Source organism: Leadbettera azotonutricia ZAS-9 (assembly GCF_000214355.1).
Taxonomy (GTDB): Bacteria; Spirochaetota; Spirochaetia; order Treponematales; family Breznakiellaceae; genus Leadbettera; species Leadbettera azotonutricia.
This window is the reverse complement of sequence record NC_015577.1, coordinates 1,974,096-1,991,028: the sequence shown is the minus strand read 5'-3', so window position 1 is coordinate 1,991,028 and position 16,933 is coordinate 1,974,096. Positions and strand designations below refer to the sequence as shown.

General features: G+C 45.0%; 14 protein-coding genes. 6 read left to right on the top strand and 8 right to left on the bottom strand.

The window, feature by feature from the left end; all coding sequences use genetic code 11:
- Window positions 1-40: 40 nt before the first annotated feature.
- The 3 genes from TREAZ_RS08655 to TREAZ_RS08645 all read left to right on the top strand — a co-directional run bounded on the left by TREAZ_RS08655 (window position 41) and on the right by TREAZ_RS08645 (window position 5,358).
- Window positions 41-2,329 (top strand): TIGR03936 family radical SAM-associated protein, encoded by a 2,289-nt coding sequence (locus tag TREAZ_RS08655; RefSeq protein ID WP_015711456.1) that lies wholly within the window; start codon window positions 41-43, stop codon window positions 2,327-2,329.
- A gap of 232 nt (window positions 2,330-2,561) precedes the next feature.
- Complete coding sequence (locus TREAZ_RS08650; RefSeq protein WP_245535005.1) at window positions 2,562-3,539, top strand: tyrosine-type recombinase/integrase; 978 nt, start codon at window positions 2,562-2,564, stop codon at window positions 3,537-3,539.
- A gap of 400 nt (window positions 3,540-3,939) precedes the next feature.
- A complete protein-coding gene (locus TREAZ_RS08645) occupies window positions 3,940-5,358 on the top strand; it encodes a TrkH family potassium uptake protein (RefSeq protein ID WP_245535004.1) in 1,419 nt (472 codons plus the stop codon).
- A 375-nt stretch (window positions 5,359-5,733) separates the two neighbouring features.
- On the opposite strand, the gene TREAZ_RS08640 is transcribed toward TREAZ_RS08645, so the two are convergent.
- Window positions 5,734-7,272, bottom strand: a complete 1,539-nt coding sequence (locus tag TREAZ_RS08640) for an IS1182 family transposase (RefSeq protein WP_015711452.1) — start codon at window positions 7,270-7,272, stop codon at window positions 5,734-5,736.
- Window positions 7,273-7,677: 405 nt separating this feature from the next.
- Between TREAZ_RS08640 and TREAZ_RS08635 the strand changes: the two genes are divergently transcribed.
- The 3 genes from TREAZ_RS08635 (at window position 7,678) to TREAZ_RS08625 (ending at window position 9,138) form a co-directional block, all read left to right on the top strand.
- On the top strand, window positions 7,678-7,869 hold the full coding sequence (locus TREAZ_RS08635) for a type II toxin-antitoxin system VapB family antitoxin (protein WP_043923412.1): 192 nt from the start codon (window positions 7,678-7,680) through the stop codon (window positions 7,867-7,869).
- On the top strand, window positions 7,866-8,261 hold the full coding sequence (locus TREAZ_RS08630) for a PIN domain-containing protein (RefSeq protein ID WP_015711450.1): 396 nt from the start codon (window positions 7,866-7,868) through the stop codon (window positions 8,259-8,261). Before TREAZ_RS08635 ends, TREAZ_RS08630 begins: the two co-directional genes overlap by 4 nt.
- Before the next feature lie 334 nt (window positions 8,262-8,595).
- Window positions 8,596-9,138 (top strand): hypothetical protein, encoded by a 543-nt coding sequence (locus TREAZ_RS08625; protein WP_015711449.1) that lies wholly within the window; start codon window positions 8,596-8,598, stop codon window positions 9,136-9,138.
- A gap of 82 nt (window positions 9,139-9,220) precedes the next feature.
- Here the strand turns inward: TREAZ_RS08625 and TREAZ_RS08620 are convergent, their stop codons facing one another.
- From TREAZ_RS08620 to TREAZ_RS08590, 7 genes are read right to left on the bottom strand one after another with little or no spacing between them, the layout of a single operon-like run.
- Window positions 9,221-10,462: an IS256 family transposase gene (locus tag TREAZ_RS08620; RefSeq protein WP_015709764.1), complete on the bottom strand. Its 1,242-nt coding sequence runs from the start codon at window positions 10,460-10,462 to the stop codon at window positions 9,221-9,223.
- A 47-nt stretch (window positions 10,463-10,509) separates the two neighbouring features.
- Complete coding sequence (locus TREAZ_RS08615; protein WP_015711448.1) at window positions 10,510-10,725, bottom strand: hypothetical protein; 216 nt, start codon at window positions 10,723-10,725, stop codon at window positions 10,510-10,512.
- A gap of 44 nt (window positions 10,726-10,769) precedes the next feature.
- The gene (locus TREAZ_RS08610; protein WP_043923009.1) at window positions 10,770-11,555 is read right to left on the bottom strand and encodes a hypothetical protein; all 786 of its coding nucleotides are present in this window, start codon (window positions 11,553-11,555) and stop codon (window positions 10,770-10,772) included.
- On the bottom strand, window positions 11,552-12,253 hold the full coding sequence (locus TREAZ_RS08605; RefSeq protein ID WP_015711446.1) for a tetratricopeptide repeat protein: 702 nt from the start codon (window positions 12,251-12,253) through the stop codon (window positions 11,552-11,554). The genes TREAZ_RS08610 and TREAZ_RS08605 overlap by 4 nt, the downstream gene beginning before the upstream one ends.
- Window positions 12,254-12,261: 8 nt before the next feature.
- Window positions 12,262-13,773 carry a sigma-54-dependent Fis family transcriptional regulator gene (locus tag TREAZ_RS08600; RefSeq protein WP_015711445.1) on the bottom strand — a complete coding sequence of 504 codons (1,512 nt, stop codon included), beginning with the start codon at window positions 13,771-13,773 and terminating at the stop codon, window positions 12,262-12,264.
- Window positions 13,774-13,784: 11 nt separating this feature from the next.
- A complete protein-coding gene (gene rpsA, locus TREAZ_RS08595) occupies window positions 13,785-16,208 on the bottom strand; it encodes a 30S ribosomal protein S1 (protein WP_015711444.1) in 2,424 nt (807 codons plus the stop codon).
- Window positions 16,202-16,921 carry a pseudouridine synthase gene (locus TREAZ_RS08590; RefSeq protein WP_015711443.1) on the bottom strand — a complete coding sequence of 240 codons (720 nt, stop codon included), beginning with the start codon at window positions 16,919-16,921 and terminating at the stop codon, window positions 16,202-16,204. Before TREAZ_RS08590 ends, rpsA begins: the two co-directional genes overlap by 7 nt.
- Window positions 16,922-16,933 lie beyond the last annotated feature (12 nt).

Genomic DNA, 16,933 nt, shown 5'->3' with positions numbered 1-16,933 from the left:
CCAGGCCCTTATCGCTTTTCCGGATCTCTACGAAATAGGCATGTCCAACCAGGCCTTAAGAATACTCTACAATTATTTAAACTGCATTGATGATGTTTCCTGCGACCGCGCCTTTGCCCCTGCCCCCGATTTCGAAGCCCTGCTGCGAAACAAGGGCATCCCCCTTTACGGACTTGATACAGGGATTAGCATTAAAAGTGTTGACCTCCTCCTTTTTACCCTGGGCTATGAGCTGGGCATTACCGGGGTTCTTACCATGCTGGATTTAGGGGCTATTCCCCTTCATGCGGACGAGAGAGGGGAGGATGACCCAATTGTAATCATGGGCGGCCCCTGCGTTTCAAACCCCCTGCCTTATGCTTCCTTTATTGACGCTTTCTGGATAGGCGAGGCTGAAGGTGGTTTTTTTGATCTTGCCGCGGAAGCACGGGATATAAAAAAGAGAGCGGGAGGGAAGGGCAGGAAAGAAATTCTGGAAAAAATAATTTCCCACCCCTCGGTATGGGCAAGAGGGAAGGGTGAAGCCCGGCGGGCCATAGACTGGAATTTTTCAAAGCGGCCTCCTTCGGCCTCGGTCTATCCCGTGCCCAATTTAAAAGTCATTCAGAACCATGGGGCAGTCGAAATAATGCGAGGCTGCCCTAACGGCTGCCGCTTCTGCCATGCAGGCTTCTGGTACAGGCCCATGAGGCAGAAGAGCGCGGAAATGGTCAGGTCCGAGGCGGCCGATTTTATCAAACTTGGAGGCTACAGGGAGATAAGCCTTTCCTCCCTTTCTACAGGGGATTATACGGGGATAGGGGAGCTTGTAGAGTCCCTCAATAAGCTTTACAGCGAAAGCCATATCAGCTTTCAGCTTCCCTCCCTAAAGGTTTCAACTTTTTCCCTGCCTTTGCTGGAAAAGATATCCGAAGTGCGGAGGAGCGGTCTTACCTTTGCGGTGGAGACCCCTGAAGAATTTTGGCAGCATGCCATCAACAAGGAAGTGTCCCTTCAAAGTGTGGTTTCCATAATCAAGGAAGCCAAAAAGCATGGCTGGCGGGGCGCCAAGTTTTATTTCATGATTGGATTGCCCTTGGAGCCTCTCAACGCATCAGGTGAAAGAATCAATGAAGAAGAAGCTATTGTCGATTTTATATTCAGGGCTGCCAAAGAAACCAATATGAACTTCAATGTGAATGTAGGGACCTTTGTCCCCAAGCCCCACACACCCTACCAATGGGCAGGCCAGCTCGACGAAGAAACTGCCGGCAAAAAGCTTAAGTTCATCAGGGAAAAATTAAAAAGCCGGGGTCACAAAACAGGCGTACAGGACCCCTTTATTTCCGTTATCGAAGGGGTCATTTCCCGTGGCGATGCGCAGGCAGGGGCCCTTATCGAAGAAGCCTGGAAAAAAGGCTGTCGCCTGGATGCCTGGACTGAATACCTGAAAAGGGATGTCTGGAAGGAAATTTTCGAGGCTCATTCAGAGTATGTTTCAGGAATCATGAATCCAGGGGATCGGAATGGCAATTCGGAAAAAAGCCTGCCCTGGGATTTTATCAAGCCAGGTCTGGGCTCAAATTTTCTTGAAAGCGAAGCGGAAAAATCAAAGTCCGGAGAATTTACTTTACCATGTATGGAAAAGTGCACCCATCCCTGTGGAATTTGTCGAGGAGAGAGTAAAATAGTGCAAAATACCATACATGATGAGAATTTACTTTACGTTCCTGTTGTGAATGAAGTCAAAAGCGAAACCGTGTTTGGCGGCAATACTGAGTATCGCAAAGATCCCTCAACCTATAAAATAATTTTTTCTTTTTCCAAGAGCGGCCCGGGTGTCTTTTATTCCCACCTGACTATTGTCGAAATTTTTTCCATGGCCATGGTTAGGGCAGGGTTGCCTGTTTTGTACACCGGGGGTTTCAATCCCTTACCTCACCTTGAAATCGCGTCCCCCCTGGCCATTGGGATAACTGCAATGAGCGAAATGGCAGCCATAGAAACCCAGGGGTTTCTTGAGGGCAATGAGTTCCTGACGCGGATGAATAAGGTTTTGCCCGAGGGCATACTCATTCACAATACCATGAACATTGTTGTTGCATCGGGCTCTAAAAAATATTCCCTCTCGGCCCTGCTCTGGGGAGGAATGTATGAGTCTCATGCAGGCATCGAAGAACGCATTCCCTTTAAGGATGAAAAAACTTACCGCATGGGCCGTTTGGAACAGGAAGGCTCCCTTTATGGCGTTAAGCGCCTGGGGGTGCTGGCAAAAAACCAGGATGATCCCGAACAGCCCGAACTTTATATGGAAGCCTTCAGAAAAATTTATCCTGAAACCGGCGCATAGCCTTGTCAGAAGAAATACTAAAAATAATATTTCATATTACTATAGATAATGTATCTTCTGTCTACTTGCATATAAGGAACAAACCCTTGAAATACTTACTAAAGTATAGGATTATTCCTTAAATGTGCTATGGTACAAGCAAATGATAAATTAGGAGTATGTTATGGATGTGGTTTATCTTTTTTACGAACATAATAAAATCCGAATGCCTTTCTATGACTATGATAAAAATTTGTTTACTAAAATGATTGCCAGCCGGCTTGGTTTCTGGGACTCTTTATCCAATCAATTCATAGTACAGCCGGAACATGGCGATATTTTGATAAAGCAGATTCTTGTTAATAAACCCTATGTTGAGGTTGAAAAGGATCCCAACACCCCTATCGCAGTCGGCGGCTTTTTGTATCAAAAACACAATTCCGATCTTTCAAATAAAACTACGGGCGCCGATTCAGCCTATTTAGCAGCATACCCTCCTTTACCGGATTTTTTTTCTTGTATATGGCGTGAAAAACTGGAAGTGGAACTGCGTTCACGAAAATACAGCGCCAATACCATAGACGCCTATGTCCAATACAACCGGGATCTTTGCCGGCGGCTGCAAAAGCTCCCTGAAAATATCACCGGTGAAGATATTAAAGGCTATCTGGCCTATCAAAACCAAAGACTGAACCTTTCAGCTTCCACCATGAATTTGGCGCTAAGCGCTTTCAAATTCTTTTATAATAATGTCCTGAAACATGATATCATTCAGGATCAGCATCGACCCCGGCAGGACAAAAGGCTGCCGGTGGTGCTTTCCAAATCAGAAATCAAAGCGATTTTCGATGCTGAAAAAAACCTGAAGCACCGCCTTCTTTTGATGATGGTCTATTCATCCGGACTTCGTGTAAACGAGGTGGTTGCCCTTAAACGTACAAACACCTGGCTATTCCCCGGCCGAACCGCCTCCCTTCAATTGTCAATACGTTCCGCTCAAAAAATATTCGAAAACGCCCTTCGCAAAGCAAGGATCGAAAAATCAGCCAGTATTCACAGTCTCCGTCACACCTTTGCAACCCATCTTCTTGAATCCGGTACCGATATCCGCTACATCCAGGAACTCCTGGGTCATACATCAATCCGTACCACCGAGCGCTATACCCATGTAGCCCGCTGCAAATCCCTGCAGATTCAAAGTCCCCTTGATAACATGACCCTAGAGGATTAACCCTATACTCCCCTACCCCTCTGTTTTTAAGATATACACACATCCTAGTTCGCATATATCCCTTACTAGTTGATTTATGTGTATTCGCATATATATACGGAATAAAGGATTAAGCGAACGGCGTATAAAATTCGTTATACGCAATTATTTTACCCCGCCTTTGTCGTCGCAGGCGTCATCCATGGCGCCTGAAATATTTTGCATTATATGTATAAAACATTAGTGGTATAATATAACGCCTAACACCATCGAATCTATTAAAATTCATTGCAAAAGAGTTGACATACACGGATGAAAATTTATACTATTTATAGTTAATCGAGTTATACAGAAGTATTATAGAAAGATAGAAGAAAGGTAATTTAATATGCTACGGTGGCCCATTATCAGGTTAATAATCATGTTTTCAGGAATATTCTCTCTGGCAATGCTTTTTCCACTGGTGATAGCAATAATTTTTCAGGAAGAAGTGATGGTTTTTTCATTTGGTATCACTATCATTGTCATTTTTGTTATATCACTGCCAGTTTTTATTTTTTCAAAGAAACAAAAAACTAATTTTATGGCTCATGAAGGAATTTTCCTAGTGTGCATAGCCTGGATAACGGCGAGTCTCCTCGGCGCTGTGCCCTATTATCTTTCAGGGTTTATGCCTCATTATTCCAATGCTGTCTTTGAAAGCGTTTCTGGCTTTACGACGACAGGAGCAACCATTATTCCTGATCTGGAAATTTTGCCTCGTTCTTTTCATCTCTGGCGCGGTATGACCCACTGGCTGGGTGGCATGGGCATTGTCGTCCTTACTGTTGCACTTGTGCCTTTCTTAGGCGCAGGGGGATTTAGTTTGGTAAATGCCGAGACGACTGGCCCAATGAAGGAAAAATTCACGCCCAAAATAACAATGACCGCAAAAATACTCTGGATCATTTATCTGGGACTAACTATCATTATGACTGTGTTACTCATGCTGGGAGGCATGAATTGGTTTGATGCAATCATACATGCTTTTTCCACCCTTGGAACCGGTGGTTTCAGCACAAAAAATGCTGGCATTGCCGCATGGAATTCACCATATATTGAATGGGTCTGTATAATATTTATGTTAATTGCAGGTTTTAATTTTACTCTCATATACCGTTTTCTACAGGGTAAGTTTTCTGAAATAACCAAGAATAGTGAAGCAAAAGCCTATGCAATGATTGTTATTATCGCAACCACCGTTGTTGCAATACAGATCATGCCGCGCATTGGGTCACTGGAAAAATCATTACGTTTTGCATTTTTCGATATAATCTCAATCATGAGTACCACGGGTTTTATGATTGACGATCACAACCAATGGCCGCCTCTGGCACAGTTTGTAGTTTTTATGCTCATGTTTATTGGCGGTTGTTCCGGTTCAACTGCCGGAGGGGTAAAAGTTATCCGTTATGTTATTATATTCAAACAGACAAAGAATGAAATGTTCCGCCATCTATATCCAAAAGGTGTATTTTCTATACACTTGGACGGAAAAATCGGCCGGAAAGATATTGTTTATAGTGTGAGTAGTTTTTTCTATCTTTATGCAATAATGGTTGTTTTAGGAACCCTGCTCGTAAGTAGTGCCGGCGTGAGCTTGTACGATTCTCTCAATGCCGCCCTCATAACCGTGGGGAATATAGGTCTTGGATTTGGGAAGCTTATATCGGGAGCTATTTTTTATGAGGTTCCTGAATATGTGAAATGGGGCTTGTCTGCCCTGATGATAATTGGAAGGTTGGAAATTTATACTTTTATTTTACTTTTTTACCCTGGATTTTGGAAAAAAAGTTTTTAATATTATGGTTCAAAAAATATCTCAAGGCATTAATTATTAAAAGCAAATATACTGCACTTAAAAGGTGTAAAATTTACCACAAAAGCTATACCCTTTACCGTAGAATGAAACCCGTATAGTGTAAAAATAAGAAAATAATTGTATAAAAATATAATAAAAAAGTATTATTGCCCGCCCTCCGCCATCCATGGCTGCGGGCGATTGGGTTGTGGGGGTAAAAAAACAGCGTATAACCAGGCTGTCGATTTAATATATTTTTAAAATAGTAATTTCCCCAAATAATTCAATTCAGAAATAATTTTTATTTAATTTTAAATTCAGACAAATAAATGATCTTTTATACGAATTACAGGCATATTTCTTTTATTATTCCGCTTAATTACCATATCCAAGCTCCAGAGGGTGTATACATTTGGCAATATTATGTACCATACAGAATAGCAGCCATTGAATGTTAACCTTTCCCTTTGAACGCAGGCTAAAGCGGTTCATGCCTTTGCAATACGTAATATCCGCAAAGACCGGCTCTATTATCTGCATCCTCCGGGAATATAGTTCCCGGTAGGCAGGATCGTCTATCTTATTCCGCATCTTGTCACTAAGATTTTCAATATTCTTTGAAGCAGGGAGATATAATGTCCGCATATGGGTTTTGCCTCCGCGGGAAGCGACACACCGTGAAAGAAACTTACAATACTTGCAATCACCGGGGGAAGCCTGATACTTGTCCCCGCTATTCCGGTTTAGTTTTACAAAGCCTTTGTATATAAGTACTTTTTTATTAGGACAAATAAAGGTATTGTTTTCTTTGTTATAGGTAAAATCATGGGCAGTGAACCGATTCACTTTATGACCTTTGCGATTATCAAAATAGGGATCCCGCCTGCGGAATTGCTGGTCCGGGATAAGCACGTTGATATTTCGTTTTTTTGCCTCCTGTAAATTATTCTCGGAAAAAAATCCCGTGTCTCCTGTAACAAGTGATTTTTTGAGGGGTTCTTCTTTCCCCGTCACTGTCCGCATATTCTCTTCAAGGGAATCAAGCATTTGGGGAAAATGCTGGCTCTCACTCCCTGAACCGAATGCTTCTGCCGAAACTATGATTTGATGAGCTGAATCAGCTATGGCGATGCCATTATATCCCTGAATATAGCCGTGGGAACTTTTAATCCGCGCACTCTCGCCGTCAGTGATATTTGACTGCACTTCCCCTGCAGAACTGCCTATGCGTTTTTCCGCTGTTTTAAGGAAGGCATCCAGTTTGGCTATTTTCCTTTCTATACGGTCTATATGCCGCTGTCTCCTTTCCTCGTCATCCCCCATGGTCTTTTTAAAGGGTTTTTGTATCTTCTTTGCCGATTCGCTTTTATCCAGTTCTTTATGCTGTTCTATTATCCTGGAAGCTAATTTTTGAAGATCTGTCCTTTTCTTTTTAAGTTCCCCAATACTGCCGGACCATTCACGGGAAGCATTGGAAGGTAATTTGCAGCCGTCTATGGCGAACATTTCTCCATTTATTAACCCTAATTGGCTACACTGGATAAGTATTTGTGTAAATAAGTCTTTTATTGCATCGCTATTTGAGGAAATAAAATGGGCGATAGTATCATGATCCGGTTCAGCATCAGAGGCAAGGGCTTTAATTACCACATTAGTTTTGGCAGCCTGCTCAATAGGACGGGAGGTGATAATTCCCCTTGAATAACAATAGAAGATTATTTTTAATAAAACAGAGGGATTATAAGCCGGCGCTCCCTTTTCATCATTGTTATATGCAAGACAGAATAATGAAAGGTCTGTTCTATCAATTAAATAATCCAGGGTCCACTCAAAGGAACCGGGAAGCAGCTGGTCTTTGAGATTAACATTGAGAAATAAGCCCTGGGAAGGGTCTTGGTATTTATATCGTGCCATAATAATTGAATTATATCACGAAGATTAAATCTGGTCGATCCTTTTTTAAGTAAAATTATTTTTTTGTTACAATACTTCTTTTTATATTAATCCGACAGTCTCAACAGGTTTGTATGCGTTCCGGGCCTGCGGCCCTCCAGGGTTCCGTTCGGCTAGGTCAGCTTCGCTTCCCACGCCTCACTTCACCCAAATTTTGTCCGCCCTGGAAATGCTGCGCATTTCCTTATTCGGGCGGCCAAAACTTCGCATACAACTGGAACGTTAGATGCCATTAAAACCAGGAATTTAATAAGAGGCAGGGCCGCATCCGTGCGGCCCTCAAAAACAATAATACCAAAGAAATATGCAAAAAAACTCTTGACAGTACATACTGTTTTATGATATTATATGCCCTGGAGGATATTTGTGAGAACTACATTGGAATTACCTGATATATTGGTCGCAGAAGCTATGGAAATAACCAATATCTCCACTAAAACAGAAGTTATTAAAACAGCTCTGGAAAATTTAATCCAACGGGAAAAAGTCAAAGAATTAGCAGACTATTTTGGAAAAATTGACCTGGGAATTAATATTGAGGAAATGAGAAAACGATGAAAAGTATATTAATAGATTCCTCGGCTTGGATAGAATATTTCAGAGGGAATGAAAAATATAGGTACATTAAGAACTTAATATACAGTAATATAACCTGTACCAATGATCTGATATTAACAGAATTATTGCCTTCAATAATTCATAGAAAAGAAAAACATCTGGAAGAATTATTGAATCGTTTAACAAAATACGAAATGAAAATAAATTGGAACGAATTACAAGAAATTCAAGTAATGAATTACACACATGGATACAATAACATAGGCATTACAGATTTAATGATCGCACAAAACTGTTTACAGAATAATTTAAAAATCATTGCGCAAGATAAACATTTTAATGAAATGGCAGAATATATACCAATAAGAATATATGAACAGGACAAAGTATAGAATAATTGTCTAAAGTGAAAATACGCCCGCCGTCCATGGCGGGCTATTCGATGCAGGGTTTTAACAGCAACACACGCTATACGCTTCGTCGCTTCGCTCCTCGGGCTACGAAAAAGTGCAGTAGGCCTACGGCCTTTGTGTATTTTTTTTCCGCCACATTTTTGCAGTTGCTGGAATTGCTTCGCAATTCCTTTATCGCAACCGTAAAAACGTCGTATAGTTCTGAGCGTTAGGCGCAATACCAATTGAATACGCTGGGAATAAAAAATAGGAATACAAAAGGCATCTTGAACATAAATCAATTACGTAATACAATCATCCGAAGGAGAAAAGGATGCATCTTTCGAAAGAGGAAAACAACATATATTTCAAGAATTGGTTGGATATTTTAGCATTTGTCAACGATAAATATCAAATAGTTAAGAAATTTGGACATCCAAAGAAAGGTGAAGATATAAATCTTAATCACGTTGATGAAATTAAAACTAAATTGTGGGAAAATACAAAAATTATAGATGAATACATAAAGATAAACAAAAAATTATCCGACGATGACATATATTTACTAAAATCTTGGAAAAAGAGGATAACTGGAAAATTTATAATACTAAAACAATTAAAAAACTATTGTATATTCCTAGATGAAAAACAAGAAAATGTATATGGCATAATAGGTCTTTCAAATTCAATAGCAGAATATTTACCTTTTATTCCTGTATATATTGAAACAACATTAATGCCATTCAAGGATCGAATAGCATATGACGGTATATTAAAAATAACTGAAGTACAAATTGGTAAGAATATGGCACAATCATTTACAGAAGAATACAAGAGAATAAAAGAAGAAAAGGGTATAATAACGGAACTGTCATAAAGCAATTGGTAAAGCGCCTAACAAAGGGGATTTACGAGTCATCGGACGTGTCCGAATTTTTGTGTAAATGGCAATGAATTATTTAGAACGGAACCCGTTCATTGCCAAAAATAATAGCGAATTGGTTGAGCGCCATCCCCCAATCCCGTACCGGCATTGTCCATTTCTCTGACGCATTCCTAATTGCCAAATACAATATCTTAAATATAGCATCATCGTTCGGAAATGTCGAGCGGTTTTTTGTGACTTTTCGCAGCTGGTAATTTAATGACTCAATTGCATTTGTCGTGTAAATTGCCTTGCGGATTTCAGGCGGGTATTTAAAGAACTCGCTTAAGTCATCCCAGTGGGTATCCCAGGACTGGTATATCATCGGGTACTTGGCATCCCATATCTTGCCGAATTCTTCCAGTGCGTCACGGCCGGCTTCCTCGGTGGCTGCCGAATATATGGCCTTAAGATCGGCACAGATTTTTTTCAGGTCTTTCCAGGAAACAAACTTGGTGGAATTACGCACCATGTGGACAATGCACAATTGGATACGGGTCTTGGGAAATACTGCCCGAACCGCTTCGGGGAAACCGGTAAGGCCGTCCATGCAAGCGATGAGTATGTCTTCCACTCCCCGGTTCTTTATTTCGTTCAGGACGCCCATCCAGAACTTAGCCCCTTCGTTCTCCGCTATCCAAAGGCCCAATACCTCCTTCTGACCCTCGAAATTCACTCCCAGAGCCACATAGACGCTCTTGGTACAGCTTTTCCCGTCCTGTTTGGTCTTGACCCTCAGGGCGTCCAAATACACGATGGCATAAGATTTTTCCAGCTGCCGATTCTGCCACTCCTTCACTTCTTCCATCACCGCTGCAGTGACACGGCTTATCAATTCAGGGGAGACTTCCACGTTATATATTTTTTCCAGGTGTGATTTAATATCCCGGTCGGTCATCCCAAAGGAATACATCGAAATAACCTGGTCGTTAAATATAGGGAGCCGTCTTTGGTGTTTCGCCAGTATCTTGGGTTCGAACGTTCCATTGCGGTCCCGTGGTACCTGTATCACTGCACTCTGATTCTCTGTCAGGACTGTCTTTTCACTGTACCCGTTTCGGCTGTCCCCCGAATTGTCCCCGGCGTTGGAATTCTTTTCATACCCCAAATGCTCGTCCATTTCAGCATTCATGACACGGCTTAGCAGCTTCCCTGTCAGATGCTTTAATAATCCTTCCTGTCCAAGGATTTCTTCCTGGGTCATTCCTTTAAGGTCTATCTGATCGAGTATTTGGTCGATCAGATCCTTCTCTTTCAGTTTTCGTGTACTGGCCATTTTGTCTCCTTGGTATTTCTACCATATTTTGGCCATTTACACAAACTTCAGGACAGGCCCGAGTCATCAGTGGAAATTGCTTTTAATAACTGGTTAATTTCGTCCTGTGAAAGTATTGGCGTATCTTTACTTTTCGATGCATTTTTACTTTTTGTTAAATGCTCTTCAAGAGTCTCAAGTGCCTTATTGTTTATTGGAACGCCGTCAACAATTGCTTTTAATAACTGGTCAACTTCATCCCGTGAAAGTTCTTCATCAGGCATAATTTTTTCCTCCAGAATACCATATTATGCTATTCATAATGTCCTTATGCCGGATCGGGAAGCCTCAATATACCTACAAAAGTCGGGGTGCTGAAAATTTGGGAATAGGTTTGGGTATCAAGCCCGGTTGCCACAATATACAAGCTGACATAGGTATAACGAGGGCCCGCGACCATATTGGCCTTTTCGGTGACGTCAGTATTCACATTGGGATCGGCAAGGTTATCAGTATTGTAAAGTTCAGGATCGTTCAAAAAATAAAGGTTGTTGGGGCGGATGGTAAAATTCCCTCCTCCGGTGGAACGTATCAATGGATACGTGTTGGACCCAATGACCATGGACGGCAATCTTCCCGCTATCTGTATAAAATCGAACGTGATAGTCCGGCCCAGGATCGCGCTGCTTAAAATATTGGTTTCGATGTTTGCATTTTCCAGTGCAATGCTGTAATAATTCATGCTCGAAAAGAGAGAGCCTACGGAAGAGCTGCCTATGGAATCGTTATCAATATAAGGCCGAACCCTGGAATAATGGGAGTAGAGGGTATTATTAATAGCGTTTATATTGTTTATGGGATCGTCGGTAATCATGTCGCTTACATAGATGCGGTAATAAACGGTGAAATTGGTAAAATAGGTATTGCTGGAGTTGTCGGAGGGGACATATACGGTCGCGCTTTCCGCTAGTACCTGAGGCTGCACATTCGCCTGGGGTATGGCATAAATGTAAGGGTAATCCTCGATGCCGCAGGAACAAAGGGATAGGAAAATCAAAAGCCCCAAGACCCCCATAACGGCATGTGCTGTTATGGCAGGCTCAGTTTTGTTCATGGTATCGAAAGGGTTACTATGCGGCTATGGGCTAAATTGGACCATACCTGATCATTGGGCCATTTGCTCAAAAGCGTCCGGTAAGCCTCAAGGGCCGCTGCCTTATTGCCCTGGGCTTCCTGGAGCCTGCCTATGGAAAACTGTGCCCTGGGGGCCGAGGGGAAAACGCTGGCAAAATCAAGGGCCCGGGTGTAAAGGTCTATGGCCCCTGCGTTGTTCCCCTGCTCTTCCGCCGCAGCTGCCGCATTGAACAATGATATAGGAGCATAGTAGGTTTTCGCCGCTGCTTTGGCCGCGGAACTCCAAGCTTTTTCAGAATCTGCCCAGTTTTTCAGGTCGCCGTAAATATTGCCGGCAATAGCCCATGCCCTGGCTGCGGGATAGCCCCTGTTCTTGGCGGTAAAAGCATTCAATTCTTCCTGAAGGGCCGCAATGTCGGCTTGCTTGGAAGCGGCGTCGGCTTCTTCGCTGCCTATAAAAACACGGAGGGCTTCGTAACGCCTCGAGAATTCTTCCACCTTGCTGAGGGCTCCGGATTCGAGCTTGTCCTTGATGGTGAAACCTGCGAGAATGCCTGCGAGAATCACAATGCTTGCCGCAAGGCAGACAATCAAACCTTTGCGGTTTTTTTGGAGGAATTCGCTGAGCTTTTCGGTGAAGCTTAAATCTCCATGTTTAGCGTTTTTTTCGTGGGCCATATTATCAATTACTCCTTGGGATTAATTATATCCAGTTCCTTGACCAGTCTGGATAAATAAGTTCTCTGGATATCCAAAGCCTTTGCTGTTTCTGTCTGATTCCATTTGTTCTCTTCAAGCACCTTCTGAATAAAGCGGCTCTTAAAAACAGTGAGGGCGCTTTTCAGATTGCGCTCCCCTGCTGTCTCCGGCATCCCGGAGGGGTTGGTGAGGAAAAGATCCCCCCCAAGTATGAGCTTGTTCTTCCCCATGACACAGGCGCGCTCAATGCAGTTTTCAAGCTCCCTGATATTTCCGGGCCACGCATAAGAAAGCATGGCTTCCATGGCATCCTCTGAAAAACCTTCAAAAGTTTTTTTTGTCTCTATCGAAAATTTCTTGAGGAAAAAATCGGCCAATTCCGGAATGTCCTCGAGCCTCTGCCGGAGGGGCGGTATATACAGGGGCAGCACATTGAGCCTGTAATAGAGGTCGCTCCTGAATTCGCCCTTCTCCACCTGTTTTTCAATATCCCTGTTGGTGGCGGCCAAAATGCGCACGTCCACAGTAACAGTAGTATCGGAGCCGACTTTTTCAAAGGTCCTTTCCTGTATCACCCTCAAGAGCTTTGCCTGGAGGGCCAGGGGAAGATCCCCTATTTCGTCCAAAAAGATGGTGCCCCCGTCGGCAAGCTCAAAACGCCCCTGCCTTGTGGCAACGGCGTTGGTAAAAGCGCCCTTCACATGGCCGAAGAGCTCGCTTTCCAAAAGCCCTTCCGGAATGGCTGCGCAGTTGATCCGCACAAAGGGCTCTTTATTCCGGAGGCTGCGGAGGTGTATCTGCTCAGCAAAAATTTCCTTCCCTACCCCGCTCTCCCCCAGGATAAGCACCGACGAATCTGTCTTGGCCACCCTGTCGATGATCTCGAGCTTTTCGAGGATCACCGGGCTCTTGGCGATTATCGCATGATAGCCTTGTTCAGAGCCCAGCTGGGTCTGGAGCAGCTTGATCTCAGTCTGGGCCTTTTCCATGCTACGGGCGTTGACAACGGCAATGCCCGCCTGGTTGGCAAAGATTTCGAGCCATTCAAGATCTTCCTGATTAAAATTCTGACCGTTTTTTTTATTGATAAGCTCAATAACCCCAAGGCACTCGTCCTTGATTCTCATAGGAACCGCCAGCATGGTCTTGCTGGTATAGTGAACCGCCTTGGGGATATTTTTAAGGTGCCGCTTGTCATTCTCGGCGTCCCCTACAATGATGGATTTATTGTGGAGGGCAACCCAGCCGGCAATGCCCTCCCCCATCTTCACCGTGAAACGTTTTACATCGGCCCCTGCGGTTCCAAGGGCCACTTCAAAATACAGTTCCTGCTTTTCCTTGTTTACCAGGAGGAGACTCGAAGCGTCGCCCTCGCACAATCTGGTAGCTGATTCCAAAATCTGGGTCAAAAGAGCATTGAGATCCGTGTAGTTGGAATTAATGAGGCTATTAATTTCAACAAGTGTACTAAACTTTTGGACATCAATCTTTGACAGCATATCAACGGGATTTACTCCCCGGCGCCTTCGGCCGTATCTTTGTCCCTGGATTTGAGGAAATCGCCCAGCGTATAGGTATCGCCGTCCGATTCTTCACCCGCCATATAATGGGACAGTTCGTCCTGCTGAACTTTCTTCTGGTAATCCCTGATGGAGAAGGCGACCTTTTGCTTGTCGCTCTGAATCTCCAGCACCACTGCCTTGATCTTGTCGCCCACATGGTATTTCTTGAGGGCATCCTCGGGGGTTTCCTCCCTGTTCTCGGGGAGGTTGGTTTTATGGATGAGCCCTTCTATGCCGCCCGGAACCCGGACAAAGATGCCGAAATCGGTAATGGAGGAAACTTCGCCTTCCATAAGGGTTCCCGGCTTGTAGGTCGCGGCAAAGCTCTGCCAGGGATCTTCCGAAAGCTGCTTGATACCCAGCTTTATGTTCCGGCTGTCTTTTTCGACCCTGATGACCATAATCTCGATTTCCTGGCCCACCTGGATCTCGCTCCCAGGGTGCTTCACTTTCTTGGTCCATGAAATATCGTCGCCATGGAGGAAGCCGTCTATGCCGTCTTCAAGCTCGATGAAGGCGCCGGCATTGGTGAGCTTTACCACCTTGCGGGTAAGCCGGGTACCTACAGGGTATTTGTCGCCAATCTCGTTCCAGGGGTTGGCGGTAACCTGTTTGAGCCCCAGGGAGACCTTGCCCTGCTGGAGATCGTAACCCAGGACCATGCATTCGACTTCGTCGCCGATGCTGACCACTTCTTCGGGTTTCTGGATTTTTTTGATCCAGGAGAATTCAGAAATATGGGCAAGCCCTTCGATGCCTTCCTCTAGCTCGATAAAGGCGCCGAAATCGGTGAGCTTGGTGACCTTGCCTTTGACCACATCGTTGACATGGTACTTGTCTTCAAAGTGCACCCAGGGGTCGTCGGTAAAATGCTTGAGCGAAAGATTGATCCGCTTTTCGGCAGGGTCAATGCGTATGACCTTGAGGCGTATCTCCTGGCCCTTGCGGACAAAATCCTTGGGGCGGGTAACATGGCCCCAGCTCATGTCGTTGATATGGAGGAGTCCGTCGAAGCCGCCGAGGTCGATGAAGGCCCCGAAGGAGGTAAAGCTTTTCACTTCACCAGTAACGTCCGCGCCGATTTGGGTATTGGCAAAGAAGTCGCTGCGCTTCTGCTCGATTTCTTCCTCGATCCACTTGCGGCGGTTCACCACAATGTTGACCTTGCCGTCAGAATAGAGGCGCTCCACATAGAACGGGCTTTTGAGCTCCAGGAGTTTTTCGGGCTTGTCCACCTTCTGGGCGTCCGACTGGCTTATAGGCAGGAAGGCGTGAACCCCTGCCCCCAGGTTGACATCGTAGCCGCCCTTGACGAGCTTCTCGATGGTTCCTTCGATCATGGTATGATCCTGAAAAGCCTGGCGCAGATTTTTCCAGAAAATCTTGACATCCGCTTTCTGCTTGGAGACCACCACTTCACCGTGCCTGTCTTCCATCTTTTCGAGAATGACCTGGACCTTCTCGCCTTCCTTGGGGATCTCGGTGAATTCCGTAATGGGAATTTTGCCTTCTGACTTGTAACCAATGTTAATGAATACCTGATCAGAGGTTACCTGAATAACATACCCTTCGATGAGTTGGCCTTCTTCAAGGTTCTCCAGGTTTTTGAGGTATTCTTCCTGTAATGTTGTCTGGATGTTTTCCTTGGGGCCTTGGGTTTTGGCTCCTCCATCCTTCAGATTTGTGTCCGATCCCACTTCCTTCTGCGCCATGCTGTTTCCTTCTAACTGTATTTTCCCTTCTAATTTGGCATAAACTTGGTCAATGGTCAAGTCCGATGTATCCATATAGTCCACCCCAGGGGCTATTTTAAGACTCCCTTCGGTTTTGTTCCTGTCTATCTCGTCCCTCTTAAGAATGGCCTCTTTTATCTCTTCCAGCCCCAGCTGAGACACACCCTGACTTTTCCGCCGCATTGCCCTGGCATCCGCCGAGGCGTCAAGGTAAAAACGGTACTTTGCATCGGGGAAGACCACGGTGGTCATATCCCTCCCCTCCACCACCGCATCGCAGTCCGCTGCAATTTTCCTGATGATATCATTTACCACATGCCGTATTGGCACAATGGCAGAAAGCGGCGCTGTATGCTGGTCTATTTCGTCGGTATGGAGAAGGGCGGTAACATCTTCGCCGCCCAGGAACACGGACTTGTTCCTGTACTCGATAGAGGCGTTTTTGGCGAATTCCAGGGCCTTTACAGGGTCTACAGGGCTAATGCCCGCCCTGAGGCAGCCAAGGCAGATGGCCCGGTAGAGGTTGCCTGAATTGATATAGGTGAAGCTTTTGCCCTTGGGTAGTTTGAGTCTTTCCGCCAAAAGGCGGGCTATTGTGCTTTTTCCCGACCCGGCGGGGCCGTCAATCGCAATTACCATATAATCTCCTTCTTCACCTCTTTATCCTTGACGGTTGATAATTCTTTGCGCTCTTCTATTGTCAATGTCCGGGCCTGGCCTTCGGGCAAATTGCCCAGCTTAACCGGCCCTATCCTGACGCGCTGGAGCTTTTCGGGGTGGAGGCGGAAGTGGGAAAAGACCCGGCGGATTTCGCGGTTCTTCCCTTCGACAAGCACTACCCGCAAAGATTTGCGGTCCAGCTTTTCTATTTCCAGGGCACGGTACAAAACACCCTCGATAATGAGGCCCCGGCCGAATTCGTCAACTGCCCTGTCGGGTATGGGGACCGAGGACTCCACGACATATTCCTTTTCGATTTCCGAGCCTGGGTGGCTTACCTTGGCCGCGAAATCGCCGTCGTTGGTAAACAGGATAAGGCCCGAGGAGAGGTAGTCCAGGCGGCCTACATTGTAAAGCCGCTCTTCCAGGGGAGGCAGCAGTTCCAAGGCCAGACGCCTTCCCTGGGGGTCTGACGAGGCGCAGATAAACTCCGGGGGCTTGTTCAGGACCAGGTAGTGAAAGCGGCTTTCGGGTTTTAAAGGTTTGCCGTCCAGGGTTACCATGTCGCCGGGGCCTACCTTTTCGCCCATGGCAGTGACCTTTTTGCCGTTGACCTCTACCCTGCCCTCAGTTATGAGCTTTTCGGCGGCCCGCCTTGAAGCTGCCCCTGCGTGGGCCAGGTATACCTGCAAGCGAACAAGGGG